This is a genomic window from Dyadobacter frigoris, assembly GCF_005280585.1.
GTDB lineage: Bacteria > Bacteroidota > Bacteroidia > Cytophagales > Spirosomataceae > Dyadobacter > Dyadobacter frigoris.
This window is the reverse complement of the sequence record NZ_SZVO01000010.1, coordinates 65,840-80,653: the sequence shown is the minus strand read 5'-3', so window position 1 is coordinate 80,653 and position 14,814 is coordinate 65,840. Positions and strand designations below refer to the sequence as shown.

General features: G+C 39.9%; 13 protein-coding genes. 8 read left to right on the top strand and 5 right to left on the bottom strand.

The window, feature by feature from the left end:
- Positions 1 to 75 precede the first annotated feature (75 nt).
- The gene (locus tag FDK13_RS20805) at positions 76 to 1,425 is read left to right on the top strand and encodes a hypothetical protein (RefSeq protein WP_137341945.1); all 1,350 of its coding nucleotides are present in this window, start codon (positions 76 to 78) and stop codon (positions 1,423 to 1,425) included.
- A 117-nt stretch (positions 1,426 to 1,542) separates the two neighbouring features.
- On the top strand, positions 1,543 to 3,090 hold the full coding sequence (locus tag FDK13_RS20800) for an OmpP1/FadL family transporter (protein WP_137341944.1): 1,548 nt from the start codon (positions 1,543 to 1,545) through the stop codon (positions 3,088 to 3,090).
- Between the two features lie 55 nt (positions 3,091 to 3,145).
- Here FDK13_RS20800 and FDK13_RS20795 read toward each other — a convergent pair whose 3' ends face one another.
- From FDK13_RS20795 to FDK13_RS20785, 3 genes are all read right to left on the bottom strand, one after another.
- Positions 3,146 to 3,649 carry a shikimate kinase gene (locus FDK13_RS20795; protein ID WP_137341943.1) on the bottom strand — a complete coding sequence of 168 codons (504 nt, stop codon included), beginning with the start codon at positions 3,647 to 3,649 and terminating at the stop codon, positions 3,146 to 3,148.
- 78 nt (positions 3,650 to 3,727) lie between these two features.
- Complete coding sequence (locus tag FDK13_RS20790; RefSeq protein WP_137341942.1) at positions 3,728 to 4,822, bottom strand: BT_3928 family protein; 1,095 nt, start codon at positions 4,820 to 4,822, stop codon at positions 3,728 to 3,730.
- A 39-nt stretch (positions 4,823 to 4,861) separates the two neighbouring features.
- Positions 4,862 to 5,407 (bottom strand): DUF1599 domain-containing protein, encoded by a 546-nt coding sequence (locus FDK13_RS20785; protein ID WP_137341941.1) that lies wholly within the window; start codon positions 5,405 to 5,407, stop codon positions 4,862 to 4,864.
- 170 nt (positions 5,408 to 5,577) lie between these two features.
- Between FDK13_RS20785 and folP the strand changes: the two genes are divergently transcribed.
- From folP to FDK13_RS20760, 5 genes are all read left to right on the top strand, one after another.
- A complete protein-coding gene (gene folP, locus FDK13_RS20780) occupies positions 5,578 to 6,441 on the top strand; it encodes a dihydropteroate synthase (protein ID WP_137341940.1) in 864 nt (287 codons plus the stop codon).
- Positions 6,442 to 6,465: 24 nt separating this feature from the next.
- On the top strand, positions 6,466 to 7,269 hold the full coding sequence (gene cdaA / locus FDK13_RS20775) for a diadenylate cyclase CdaA (RefSeq protein WP_137341939.1): 804 nt from the start codon (positions 6,466 to 6,468) through the stop codon (positions 7,267 to 7,269).
- A gap of 183 nt (positions 7,270 to 7,452) precedes the next feature.
- The gene (gene rpsT / locus FDK13_RS20770; RefSeq protein WP_137341938.1) at positions 7,453 to 7,716 is read left to right on the top strand and encodes a 30S ribosomal protein S20; all 264 of its coding nucleotides are present in this window, start codon (positions 7,453 to 7,455) and stop codon (positions 7,714 to 7,716) included.
- Between the two features lie 306 nt (positions 7,717 to 8,022).
- A complete protein-coding gene (locus tag FDK13_RS20765) occupies positions 8,023 to 9,291 on the top strand; it encodes a lactonase family protein (protein ID WP_137341937.1) in 1,269 nt (422 codons plus the stop codon).
- Between the two features lie 172 nt (positions 9,292 to 9,463).
- Positions 9,464 to 11,077 (top strand): ABC-F family ATP-binding cassette domain-containing protein, encoded by a 1,614-nt coding sequence (locus FDK13_RS20760; protein WP_137341936.1) that lies wholly within the window; start codon positions 9,464 to 9,466, stop codon positions 11,075 to 11,077.
- Positions 11,078 to 11,157: 80 nt separating this feature from the next.
- Here FDK13_RS20760 and FDK13_RS20755 read toward each other — a convergent pair whose 3' ends face one another.
- Entirely contained in the window at positions 11,158 to 11,787 is a 630-nt protein-coding gene (locus tag FDK13_RS20755; RefSeq protein ID WP_137341935.1) for a gluconate 2-dehydrogenase subunit 3 family protein, read from the bottom strand.
- A gap of 36 nt (positions 11,788 to 11,823) precedes the next feature.
- The gene (locus FDK13_RS20750) at positions 11,824 to 13,563 is read right to left on the bottom strand and encodes a GMC family oxidoreductase (RefSeq protein WP_137341934.1); all 1,740 of its coding nucleotides are present in this window, start codon (positions 13,561 to 13,563) and stop codon (positions 11,824 to 11,826) included.
- Positions 13,564 to 13,849: 286 nt separating this feature from the next.
- On the opposite strand from FDK13_RS20750, the gene FDK13_RS20745 reads away from it, so the two are divergent.
- Positions 13,850 to 14,803: an L-threonylcarbamoyladenylate synthase gene (locus tag FDK13_RS20745; RefSeq protein ID WP_137341933.1), complete on the top strand. Its 954-nt coding sequence runs from the start codon at positions 13,850 to 13,852 to the stop codon at positions 14,801 to 14,803.
- Positions 14,804 to 14,814: the final 11 nt, after the last annotated feature.

Sequence of the window (14,814 nt, the reverse complement as noted above, 5' to 3'; positions counted from 1 at the left end):
TTTTATTCACAGTCTGGTACAAAAATTTTATGTATATTAGAGACAACATTATAAACAACTAAAGCCATGAGGAGCATGAATAATATAAAATATCTTTCTTTGATGCTGCTGTTGGGAGCTGGTGCATGTACCAGTAATCAATATGCTTCGCGTTCAGGAGGAGGATATGATGACCTTTACGGAGGGAATCCAAATACGGGAGTTGTTACTAAAAATAGTCGTTCAGCTCAAAATATGACTCGTTCAAGCAATCCTGATTATGTGGACACACAGGATCAGGACGTTGCGGGAAACGGGGATTATTATGATGATTCATATATTTCGGCACGTGGTATTCAGCGCAACGTATCAAGTGACGTAGGGTATAACGCCGGATTTACCGATGGATATAATCAGGCTACACGTTTTTCCAATCCCTATAATACGGGTTATGGGATGAACAATGGTTTTGGTTCGTATTATCCAGGTAGTTACATGGGTGGAATGGGCATGGGCGGACTTGGTTTGAGCATAGGATTTGGAAGCATGTTTGGCATGAATCCTTTTTCCGGTTTTGGCATGGGTTATTCTTCCTATGGTTTTTCACCTTACGGATACGGAAGTGGTATGTATGGTTATAATCCATATGGTTACAGTGCTTATGGATATGATCCATTTTACGGAAGTATGTATGGTGGGTACGGCGGATATGGCTACGGTGGTGGTTATGGCGGATACGGAGGTTATTACAGTCCTTGGGCTTACAACAGTCCTGTAATTGTGGTAAACAATGTTAATGATAGAAGAGGATTTGCAAGAACTTATGGCGCACGCGAATCAGGTGGAAGCCCAAGAAGCAGCGAACGTTACAATTCAAGTTTTGTAAACTCACCACGTTCTGTTGATAATTCATCCGGACGTAATTTGAGATCATCCGGGAATTCATCTTCAGGAGATTCATATTATTCTTCTCCGAGAGCAAACAGCCGTGGTAATTCAGGCAGTAGCAGAACAGGCGTTGACGGTACAACCGGAAATGCAAATGCCAGAAGCAGCAGCGGTTATTCAAGATCAGGAAATACGGCAAGTGACGGAAATACTTATTACTCGCGCCCAAGAACTTCTTCAGGAAGTAATTACACTTCGGACGGTAATTTGAATTCTTACACGCCTCGCTCTTCTTCATCCGGAACAAGAAGTTCTTCTGACTCTTACAACTTGCAAAGAAGCCAGTCTAATTACTCTGCTCCGGCACGTACTGAATCTTATCAGGCTCCTACAAGAAGTTATGATAATTACAGTGCTCCATCAAGAAGCAACAGTAATAATTACAGTGCCCCAGCAAGATCTTACAGCGCCCCTAGTTACAGTGCTCCAAGCGGAGGAGGTGGTGGTGGTGGCGGTTCAAGAGGCGGCGGAGGTGGTGGTTCAAGAGGTCCACGCTGATAATCAGGAATGATTTTTATAGATTAAATTATAAATTGACCCTGCAAAATGTCATAATTTTGCGGGGTCTTCGTTTAGTAACCAGTATGTTCAATTATTAAAAACTTTACACCAGCCATGACAAAATCAGTAAAATGGATTGGACTTTTTTGCAGTTTAACGCTGTCCATTCCAACGTTTGCCCAATACGCTTCTGACGCCTTTCGTTATTCTGAAATTAACCAAACCGGAACTGCTCGTTTTCAGGGACTTGGCGGAAACCACGCTGCTCTTGGAGGAGATGCAAGTTCAATTAGCGGAAATCCGGCAGGATTAGGATTTTATACAAGGTCTGAATTTAGTATTAGTCCTTCGCTAACAAATTATAGTACAAAATCAGAATATATTGGAAATACGACAACAGATGGTAAAACTAAGTTTTTTCCGATTTCCAATGCGTCCCTGGTCATCACTAACAAGCCAGGTTACCAAAGGAGATGGAAAAGCTCATCTTTGGGTATCTCATATTCTCGTCAGCAATCGTTTCAAAACAGGTTCAGTTATTCGGGATTGAACAACAGAAGTGCATATGTTAACAAGGTTCTTGAAAATGTGAACAGTACAAAACCTACGTCGGCTACACTAGACGGTGATTTTGATTCGGATACGAAACTTGCTTACTCAGAGGCAGCAGCTTATTATCAATTATTTTTGATCAACCCAACAACCGCAACCGGAGCGCCTTATAACCGGTATGACGCCAATAGTCCCACACAGCAGCTTGGAGAGTTTGATTCAAAAGGAGCGCAGACTCAGTGGAATTTTACTTATGCAGGTAATTTCGATGACAAGTTGTATGTCGGAGGATCTATTGGTTTCAACAGAATTAAATATGATTATATCCATACTTTAACCGAGACCTATACAACGGGAACTGTTTTTAGGGGAGCGCGACAAAGTGAAGATTTAACTGTTTCCGGAAATGGTGTTAATGCGACTTTTGGTGTTATTTATAAATTAACTCCTACATTTCAATTAGGCGGATCTTTGACATCTCCAACTTTTACCAAATTAAGAGAAACCTTCAATCAAAGTACACAAGCCGATTATATAGTAGGTTCAATCCGTGACGATAAGGGAGTAGATGTAGGTCCAAGTCTTTTAGATATTTCTCAGGCTCCTAATGATTTTGAGTATTCTATGAGCAGTCCATTACGTGGTTCATTAGGAGCAACTGTTTTCATTAATCAGAAAGGTTTTATTACGGGATCATTGGAATATGTTGGTTACGGGGGAATGCGTGTAAGAACGAAATATTTGTCCGATGCGGATAATCAGTCTTTCAAAGAAAGTTATAAACAGGAAATTCAGGAAACGTATAAGGCAGGTATCAATGCACGTCTGGGTGGTGAATACAGGTCTGGGATATTTAGAGGAAGATTAGGATTTGCCTATTTATCTGATCCCTACAAAATTCAGTCTGACGGAATTAACAGAGCCAAATTATTATATTCGGCAGGTGTGGGAGTTCGTACGGATCGGTTCTTTGCAGATATTTCCGGAACATATAATGCGTTTAAATCGGTTTACACACCTTATGTGTTAACTAACGCTCAGGATTACGCTTCTGCTAAAATCAATAACCACACAACAAATGTAGTTTTGACAGTCGGTACTTTCTTCTGATAAGATTTTACTATAACAAACGAGCCGAAAATCATCATGATTTTCGGCTCGTTTGTTATAGTAATGGCTGCACAATAGCCGCTAACTTGGAAACGTCACTATCTCCGCTCAAAGTGAAATCAGCGCGGGAATAATAGGGCAGACGCTGTTGATATTTTTTTTCAAGTTCAATTTCCAGAGACGTCGCGCCGGATAATAACGGACGATCATCTTTTCCATGATTTTGAATACGTTTGGCAAGTTCAACATGATGTACATCCAGGAAAACACTGATACCCGACTTTTTGATAAAATCCATATTATCAAAAAAACAAGGTGCACCGCCACCAGTTGCAATTACTACGCTTCGGTTTTCGATTGTATTTTTTAATATCCGGCTTTCCACCTCACGGAAATAGTCTTCACCCTTCTGCGTAAAAATTTCGTGAACAGTCATTTCCTGATCTTTTTCAATCAGCTTGTCCATGTCAACAAAACGATAGTCGAGCAGGCGTGCCAGTTTTTTTCCCAAAGTAGACTTTCCCGAGGATGGGAGGCCGATTAGAAATATATTTTTCATGTATAATTTTAAGAGAAATCAGCCTAATAATTAAGCCGTACCTAATATCTGATTGGAAAGGAAACACGACTTTGCTAATTATTTTGCCAGATCTTCCAAAACTTCTTCTTCTGTCGGTGTATCGTTATAATGCCATTTTCCTTTTACAATTCCATCCTTCAAAAGCCATAATCCGGGGTTAGAGCGGGAAATTGTTTTCAGTACCGTCGCATCAACATAATAAAATGGTATTGACAATTGATGTGAAGTTAGAAATTGGGTTATTTCAGCACTGCTTGCAGATGTAAGTACGATTGGCTCAACTCCCTTTTTCTTGACATCTGTGACAAGTTTTTGAATATCAGGGAAAGCAGCAGTGTTGATATCTGTCAGGTTTTTAATGATCAGAAAAAGCTTTTTACCCTTGAAAGTCTGTTCGGTAAAATCTCCTTCATCATTCCATACACGGTAATCTGTGATTTTCGGTTTGGCATCTTCATTCAAAACGATCATATCTTTAAAGACTAATGTCGTGTCTGTCGGATATTGTTCAAATTCCTGATCCTTTCCACCTTTTGTGAAAATATATTTATATCGCAATGGCTCTGATGGTTTCATCTGGGCCGGAATGCTGGCGCCCACACGGTAAGCAAGCAAATCGATTATCGGTAAGTGACGGATTGAATAAACAGCAACTCCCAGAGACGCCATCGTTGAAAGCGCCACGATGAAACCGGTTGGCTGCGATTTGAATATTTTTCTTTTATACAGGATAATAAGAATTAAAACCAAAAGGAAAATGTCCTTTCCAAAAGACGTCCAGGGCGTCAGTTTGATAGCCGCGCCGAAACAGCCGCAATCAGTAACCTTATTAAAGTAGGCTGAATAAAATGTCAGGAATGTAAAGAAGATGATGATAAGTAACAGCAGCCAGGAAATTGTTTTTGGCTTATAACTTACCAAAAGAGCAATTCCCAGAACGACTTCTGCCGCGCAAAGAAACACGGAAAAGTAAAGCGCAAAGGGAATCAGTGCTTCAAAGAAATGCTGGAAATGAGAAAAATCGGTAGCAAAAACCTCAAAATATTCTTCAAGCTTGTACTGTGTCCCAACCGGATCATTCAATTTTATCAAACCTGAAAAAATAAACAGCAATCCTACGATGATCTTGGAAATATGGGCAAGAATTTTCATTTTAAGTACTTGTTAGGCAACCGTAATTCTTAATTTTGATTAATTTGTTTGCAGCGCATTTGACTTGATAAGGCAAAACACGGAGTAATTTATCATATCCTGATAGCCTGATTTAACGCCTTCCGAAACGAGCGTAAATCCTTCGTTATCTTCTATTTGTTTGATACGAAGCAGTTTCATTAAAATGATATCGGTCATGGAGCTTACCCGCATATCTCTCCAGGCCTCGCCGTAATCGTGGTTTTTGTTAAACAACAATTCTTTTACAGCTGCTACCTGTTTGTTATATAATTCTGTCAGGGCATCCGCACCGATTTCACTTTTATCGTTACCGATCTCAATCTGGATCAGGGCCATTACGCAGTAATTGATGATACCGATAAACTCTCCGGAAATGTCATCATTTACTTTCTGCATCCCTTTTTCCTGAATGGTACGGATTCTTTGTGCTTTAATAAATATCTGATCTGTAATAGAAGGAATGCGCAGGATACGCCATGAAGTTCCGTAATCTTTGTTTTTTTTTGTAAAAAGATCTTGGCAATACTGAATGATTTCCTGATATTCCGCTTCGGTCGATTTCACGCGTACTTAATAAGTTTTGGCTTAATGAATTGTCAAAAATGTATGATAACTGAAAACGGTCCGTTAAGAATGCTTTTTGTAAATTAGTATCTGTGTTTAAAAATGATGAGCTTTTTGTTAGCCCGTAATTTAGAGAAACACGTATTATAATCTCCAATATCAGCTATTATATGGCGCAAGTTAGTAAAAAAACGATCAAAATTAAGGGGCAGTTGCTGGATCTTTCGGTGCCGCGTGTGATGGGAATTTTAAATATTACACCTGATTCCTTTTATTCAGATAGCCGCATGGCTTCTTTGGATGAGGTTATGGATCGGGCTGAAGGTATGCAAAATGACGGGGCAACTTTCATAGATATAGGTGGATATTCTACACGTCCGGGCGCAAGGGAAATAAGTGTGAGTGAGGAAGCAGAAAGAGTTTTGCCGGTTATTGAAGCGCTTAATAAGAATTTTCCTGACCTTATAATTTCTATTGATACCTTTCGTTCAGAAGTGGCAAGGCAATCGGTATTAAGCGGTGCGCATATTATTAATGATGTGGCCGGAGGAATTCTGGATGATAATATGTTTGATACCGTTGCCGAATTGGGTGTTCCTTATATATTGATGCATATGAGAGGAACGCCGCAAACGATGAGTAAGCTGACCGATTATGATTTCCTGATACCAAGGATTTTAAAGGAATTGGGAGAAAAACTGATTAATTTACGTCAGAAGGGCGTTTCTGATATCATTATAGATCCGGGATTTGGTTTTGCCAAAACTACTGCACAAAATTTTGAGCTTATGAAAAATCTTACTGAATTTCATAAGCTTGGTTGTCCGCTTCTGGTTGGAATTTCAAGGAAAGGGATGATATACAATACTTTGAATGTATCGGCGAAAGAGGCTTTGACGGGAACAACTGTTTTAAATACAATTTCTCTTCAGCAGGGAGCCTCCATTATAAGGGTTCATGATGTACAACCTGCGGTTGAAGCCGTAAAACTATGGATGGCTACTAGTGGCGTGAACGAAAAAATAGTAATTTAGTCCCGAAATAATATTGAGTTTCTTATGCGTGTTGGTTTTTTAAATGTAAACTGGACTGATATTCTGGATGTCTTTTTGGTATCGATACTTCTTTATCAGATTTATTTTCTCGTCCGGGGCAGTATAGCGAGCAGGGTATTTTTAGGTTATTTGTTTGTATACGTATTTTACCTGGTCGTTAAAGGCCTGGGATTGGGTTTACTTACAGCGATTTTACAATATTTCATGGGCGTGGGTGCGGTGGCACTTATTGTTATTTTCCAACAGGAAATACGCCGTTTTCTATTAATTATAGGGAAATCTACGATTTATACGAATAATGAGTTTTTAAAGAAAATACTGGGAAGTACCGTACTGGACCTGAAAAATAAAAATCTTAAAGAAATTGTCGACGCCAGCAAAACCATTGCTTCCAATTTTAACGGTGCGCTGATCGTCGTAAACAAGCGGGATGATCTTGGCAAATTTATTGAAACAGGTGAATTACTGGATGCACGCGTATCAAAACCATTAATTGTTTCACTTTTTAATCAGTATAGTGAATTGCATGATGGTGCAGTAGTCATCGTCGATGGCAGGTTGAAAGCTGCTCGCTGCGTATTGCCCGTTGCTGACGGCGTGGATGTGCCGTCGTCTCTTGGATTTCGTCACAGAGCAGCTATGGGAATGAGCGAAGCAACTGACGCAGTAGTTATTGTGATTTCAGAGCAAACCGGCAAAATATCACTTGCAGTAGAAGGAGAGTTATTGGGAAATATTCCTTTGGCTGAGTTGGAAAATCGTCTTGCTGAATATTTATCGTCGGATGTGCAGGGTTTGGTGAAATAAAATTATATCTCTGTAATTTTAAATAAGTTTGAAAAACAGGTCATTATACCATTTTTATTAGCTGTCAGACTACTAATTAGTCATTATTTATCTAATATAATCACAATAATACTTGTAAATTAAAGATGGTATACTTACTTTTGCAGACCGATTCCAAGAATTGAAAAATATCATTATTATAAAATGGCAAATCATAAATCAGCATTAAAAAGAATTCGTGCCAACGAAACGAAGCGTTTGCGTAACCGCTACCAACACAAAACCACTCGTTCTTATATCAAGAAATTGAGAGAAACGACTGATAAAACTGTTGCAGTAGATGTTTTCAAAACAGTTTCTTCTATGTTGGATCGTTTGGCAAAGAAAAACATTATCCATAAGAAAAAAGCGTCTAACCAAAAATCAAAATTAGCTAAATTAGTTAATTCATTGGCGGTAGCAGCGTAAGCAGCTTTTACTATGATTTTTTGCCCTGATAGTTTTACTATCGGGGCTTTCTGCTATATGACTATTTGTGGTGTATATTTTAGAATAATTTGAATTAATCTGCCAGGTGAATACGCTAACTAATAATTCGTTGAAAATGGGACGTCAAACAAGAGTAAATCTTGCTGATTAAATGTTTTATGTTATATATTGCAATCTTATAAAAAAACGTTTTAAGCCTGTTTTGAGTTACAGTAACGTTTATTTTATACTTAGCTGAATTCTGTTTATTCTTAAAATTCAATTTATCTTAACTTTTCTTTTTCTATGAAAAAAGTCGTATTATTTGCCGGTTTTGCAGCTTTGGGGATTCTTTCTGCCGCTGCTCAATCGCCTGTTAATTTTAACGCCCGTGGCCTTGTGGTTGTTTCTGATGCGGATATGTCGGCCTCGGCGCTTGTTGATGGGAAGCTATTAAGAGACAACACAGCAAAAGACGTTTTAACATCAATTAAATTTCCGGTAGAGAGAGGAAGCAAGTCCGTAGGTACGGCACTGGTATCAAATTCATTGTTGGGATCAGCCAAAACGATAGCCGTTCCGGCTAGCGGAGGATTGGCCTATGTTCTTGAAAATCGTTTGCGCCCGGATGATGGTGTTGCAGAATATAAGGATGCAGCAGCCGAATTGCCAGGCGGAGAAAAGTTATTCGTCGTTGATATCGCCAATCTTGCAGCGCCAAAAGCCAAATTTGGTTTCGCGGTTGGAAAATATCCTACATCAATTGACATTAACAAAAATGAACTGATCATTTCAACCATGCAGTCAGGCAAAGAATTGGTATTCATTGAATCAGCCCCTGATGGAAAACCGGCCAGATTTTTGAATTTACCTTTTGGTCAGGATTCAACAAACAAAATCATTGATATTTCATGGCACCCATCAGGTGACTTTATCGCTTTTACATTGAAAAGTCATGAAGTTGGTTTGTACAAGGTGCTCCGGGAAGCAGGGAAATTGAAAAATGTGGAATTGGTAGGTAAGCCAATCAAAGTGGGAACAGAGGCAACTTTTGGTAAATTCTCACCGGATGGAAAACATTATTTTGTTTTGGATTCCAAAGCTCCTGCCGGAAAAGGAACGGGCGAAGGTGAATTATTTGTAGTTGATTTCTCAATGGACGGTGCAGCCGAACATAAAATTGCCGGAAAAGCACCGGTTGGCGTGAACACAGGTTCTTTTGCAATCAGTCCGGATGGGGCCTCAATTGTAACAGTAAGCGCAGGCAAAAGTGGATTGCCTTGGACAGAAGCGGGTTCTGCCACAGGAAGTTCTCTTTCTCTTTTCAAAGTAGCAAACGGTGCGCTCACCAAAGTTGTTGACTATCCGTTTGAAGGAATTTATCCTGCAAGTGTGGCTTTTGACAAGGACGGATCAAACCTTGCTGTTTCTGTTTATGAATATCAGGAATATGGCAACGGAACTGGCGGGGTAGAATTCTGGACGGTTACAAAAGGCGATGCACCGGCTTTGAAAAAACAGATTGCTAAAATCAGTGTTGGAAAAGGAGCCCACACACTTCGTGTGATTCCTTGATATTGTTCAATTAGATCTTTCAAACAGAAGAGGCCGGTTTTTTATCGGCCTCTTCTGTTTGTTATGTTTAAAGAAACCAGGGTAAACCTTTTGATTTCTATTGAAAAGAGGCTTAAAAATCCCTCTATTTTTTGTATTTTTGCACTTTCATTCATAAAAAATCAGTTTTAAGATGATTACGGTTCAGAACGTATCCTTGCGGTACGGTAAAAGGGTGTTGTTTGATGAAGTAAATATAAAGTTTGTACCTGGAAACTGTTATGGTATTATTGGGGCGAATGGAGCAGGTAAATCAACATTTTTAAAAATTCTTTCTGGTGAGATTGAACAGCAAACTGGTATAGTTAGCATGAATCCCGGAGAACGAATGACTTTCCTGAAACAGGATCAGTTTGAGTTTGATGCCTATACTGCTATGGAAACTGTGATTTTGGGACACGAACGTCTTTACAAAATCATGAAAGAACGTGAAGCGATCTATGAAAAAGAGGACTTTACGGATGCTGATGGTGAAAAAGCGGCGGATCTTGAAGCTGAATTTGCAGATTTGAATGGATGGGAAGCTGAAACCGAAGCTGCACAATTATTGAGCGGTTTAGGCATTGGTGAAGATTCTCATAATATTTTGATGGGCGACTTGAACGTAAACTTGAAAGTTCGCGTACTTCTTGCACAGGCTCTTTTTGGAAATCCGGATGTTCTTTTACTAGATGAGCCAACCAACAACCTTGATGTTGAAATGGTTTTGTGGCTTGAAAATTTCCTTGCAGATTTCAAAAATACTGTAATTGTTGTTTCTCACGACAGGCACTTTTTGGATGAAGTTTGTACGCATATTGTTGATATTGATTTCAGCAAAGTACAAATGTTCTCCGGTAACTATTCTTTCTGGTACGAGTCGAGCCAGTTGGCTATGAAACAGCGTCAGGATCAGAATAAAAAATCGGATGACAAACGTAAGGAACTTGAAGAATTTATCCGCCGTTTTAGCGCAAATGCTTCGAAATCCAAACAGGCTACTTCCCGTCAGAAATTACTTGAAAAACTGACGATTGATGATATCAAACCGTCGTCACGTAAATATCCATACATCGCTTTCAAGTCAGAACGTGAAGTAGGAGATCAGATCCTGAACGTTGAGGGATTATCGAAAAAGACAGATGATGGAATTTCATTGTTTAACAATATGAGTTTCAATGTAAACAAAGGTGATAAAATTGCCTTTGTCAGTCGCAATACTTTGTCGATCAGCGCTTTATTTGATATTTTAAATAACGAAGCAAAAGCAGATAAAGGAACTTTCAACTGGGGAGTTACCATTACCAAATCTTATTTCACAAAAGATCCGACATCGTTTTTTGAGGTGGATTTAAATTTGGTTGATTGGTTACGTCAGTATTCAGAAGAAAAGGATGAAAGTTTTATCCGCGGATTTTTAGGTCGTATGCTTTTCTCGGGAGAAGAATCGCTTAAAAAGGCAAAGGTACTTTCAGGAGGTGAAAAAGTTCGTTGTATGTTATCACGTACGATGCTTTCTGGTTCCAATGCACTGATCATGGATGACCCAACCAACCACCTTGACCTGGAATCCATCACAGCTCTTAACAATGGGTTGATTGATTTCTCTGGCTGTCTGTTGTTCTATTCTCATGATCACCAGTTTGTGCATACGATTGCAAACCGTATCATCGAGATCGGGCCAAAAGGAATTTTGGACAAATTGATGCCTTATGATGATTTCTTAAAAGACGAAACCGTAAAAGCACAGCGGAACGCCTTGTATTAATATTGATATAATTCGTAAAAGAAAAAGGTCATCGGCGTACGCTGATGACCTTTTTCTTTTACTCCTATAAATTCCACTTTCTAGGCAAATCCGTATTGTTTTAATACTTCTTCCGGTGGTCCGGCCCACATATTTGGCGTATTTCCTACGTAACCAATGTCATCCACACCAATTCTGGTCGTATAAAAACCTGAGGCTGTTAAATTACGCATAAGATTGAAAAAAGCAACACCCTGACTGAAAACTGGCTTCGCTTTTTCAGGATATGCAATGTCGTCCACGATCTGGATCTGCTGAGCTTTTGTACAAAGTGTAAAAACTTTCTTAAAACGCTTGTTTGATTCCAGATCGATCCATGCCAGTCCGCCTCTCATTGGAGTCTGGTGCTGCGGCATATCTTTTACGATAAATTCGATAAATGCCGGAACACCAGCATCAGAAGCACTTCCTGATTTTGAATCGGCAGGGATAATAATATCTGCTAAAATTTTAATCGTTGCCAATTCCGGAACTGTGAAAAATTTCTCTTTCATCAATTGTGCATCACGGATGGCTTCTTCTTTCTGGCGGCCTCCTGGTATTTTAAACGGAACTTCCGGTGGTAAAGCAGCCTCAACTTCTCTTGCTTCCGCGAGTGATTCCTGCGGATTGAGGGCGGCAAAACCAAGAGAGCTAAGTGTTAATGCTTTTAATGATTCTCTGCGTTTCATTTTTATATAATTTGAGTCGGCCGAGGCTGACAGTTATTATAAATTCTTTTGTTTGATCTGCTCAATAATGTGGTCAGAAGCTCTCCATGAAAGCGCAAGGATAGTCCACGTAGGATTTTTATCAGCCTGCGAAACAAAGGAGCCACCATCTACCACGTAAACATTTTTCGCATCATGAGCCTGCGAGAATTTGTTCAAAGCAGAGGTTTTTTTATCATCACCCATACGAACCGTTCCCACTTCGTGAATGATACGGCCCGGAGCTGCAATACCATAATTGGTATCTGCGCCAGGTTTTGTTCCCATCGCAACGCCACCCAAAGCATGGATCATTTCTTCAAATGTATCATGCATGTGTTTTGCCTGCTTAATTTCGTAATCCGTCCAGTTATAGTTGAAACGAAGAACGGGGATACCATATTTGTCAACCACATTAGGGTCGATTTCGCAATAATTATTGATGTTAGGAACCGCTTCACCGCGACCGGCCATACCTACATATGCGCCATAAAAACGACGATAGTCTTCTTTCAGTGAAGCACCGTAACCTCCTGCAGGTTTGGTTGTTCCGCTGGCAGTAGGATATTTTCCGTTCATATTTTCAATCCCTGAACCAAAACCGTAACTTGGCATACCCATTCCTCCGCCGTATTCGATATGGTAACCTCTTGGGAAATCAAGTTTTTTGTTATCGAGCCACCATGGTGTATACACGTGCATACCACCAACTCCATCTTCGTTGTAACGTTTACGATCCATTAAATGAGGAAGAAATGCACTTCTTGAAGCTCCTGTGGAATCGTGAAGATACTTTCCAACAACGCCACTTGAATTGGCCAAACCACCTTCATGTCTGTCTGATTTCGAATTTAAAAGCAAACGTGCAGATTCTCCGGCACTCGCTGCAAGAACAACAACTTTTGCTTTAATGGTATGTTCTGTCAGTTTATTACGATCGACATAAGAAACGCCCGTTGCTAATCCTGTTGAAGGATCTGTCAGGATTTCGCGCGCCATCGCATTGTTTATCAGCGTAACATTTCCCGTTTTCATCGCTGGAATTACGAGAACCGATGAAGCAGAAAAATCGGCATATGCCTGGCAGGAACGACCGCACTGGCTGCAATAAAAACATACTCCACGCTGGTCATTTATCGGTTTTGTTAAGATCGAAAGACGGGATGGAATTACTGGAATATTTGCAGCTTTTCCCGCTTTTTTGAGGAAAAGTTCATGCAAACGCGGAGCAGGAGGGGGAAGGAAAATCCCGTCCGGTTCGTTGTGTATATTTTCAATCGTGCCAAAAACACCGATTAATTTATCAACCTGATCGTAGTAAGGTTTTACGTCATCGTACCCGATCGGCCAGTCGTCGCCAAGTCCGTCAATGCTATGGCGTTTAAAGTCATTTGGTCCGAAACGAAGAGAAATACGTCCCCAGTGATTGGTACGGCCACCCAACATACGGGAGCGAAACCAGTCAAATTTTGTACCATTTTTATGTGTGTATGGCTCTCCGTCCAGTTCCCAGCCTCCCCATGCAGCATCAAAATCACCAAACGGGCGGGTTGTACTTGCGCCACGGCGAGGAGATTCCCAAGGCCATTTTAATTGTGTAATATATTTAGGATCAGCCGGATCAAAATATCCGCCGGCTTCCAGAAGAGCAACTTTTGCACCTGCCTTTGCTAGCTGATAAGCGGCCATTCCTCCTCCTGCTCCTGAGCCTATAATGCAGACATCAAAAACAGCAGGTTGTTCTTTAATTTGGAACATAGTCAAGGTTTGATTTAGAAAATACTATTTAATCAATAAATATAAACACGGAAAAGATAACCGTCCCCGTCAAAAATCATTTTGAAGGTAATTTAAAACGAATCTAAATGGTTTGACAGTAAGCCGGGATAGTCCGGTTCTTTAAAGCAAAAGCGATTTTGCCAATCCTCTTAAATTATTGCATTACCAAAAATAATAATACTGGAATTTGATCAAATTGGACCTCTTAAATATGTAATAAAAACGATTTTGATACCTTTGTATTTTAAAAAACAGAAATAACATTTTGGCTATCATCGGGAAAGACATTCGTCTTGCAAAAGAATTTTTACAAAAGGGGCAGCTGGTAGGAATTCCTACCGAAACGGTTTACGGTCTTGCTGGGAATGCATTGGACGAAAAGGCAGTTTTATCCATTTTTGAAGTAAAAAACCGTCCATCTTTTGATCCATTAATTGTACATACTGATTCTGTTGAAAAACTATCCGGACTGGTTTCTGAAATCCCGGATGCCGCTTATTTATTATCTCAGAAATTCTGGCCCGGACCTTTGACATTACTATTACCAAAAAAACCTTCGGTTCCGGATCTGGTTACTTCCGGGCTGGATACTGTTGCAGTCAGAATTCCCAATCATGCGTTAACGCTTGAATTGCTCCGTGTGCTTGATTTTCCATTGGCAGCACCAAGTGCAAATCCATTCGGTTATATCAGCCCGACGAATGCGAAGCACGTTGATCAGCAGCTCGGTGGAAAAATTCCATATATTCTCGATGGAGGTGAATGTGGAATTGGTATTGAGTCAACCATTATTGGTTTTGTTGAAGGAGTTCCTACCATTTACAGATTGGGCGGACTGGCGATTGAGGATATCGAAAGTGTGGTTGGAGAAGTAGCTTTGATGGCTCATTCATCATCAAATCCACAGGCTCCGGGTATGTTGAAAAGTCATTATGCTCCTAAGAAACCATTCTTTTTGACAGAAAGAAATAATTTCCCCATTCACGAAGATGATTTTGGTTATCTTCTTTTTGATAAATACATAGACGGAATTGATGAAAAACATCAAAGAATTTTAAGTCCGACTGGAAATTTGAAAGAAGCTGCACATAATTTATTTGCTTATTTAAGAGAATTGGATGCACAATCTTTGAGCCAGATTTGGGCAGAATCCGTTCCCAATATAAACTTGGGAAGAGCAATAAATGATCGTTTGAAAAGAGCAGCAGCGGTGGATTGAGCTTTTTTCTT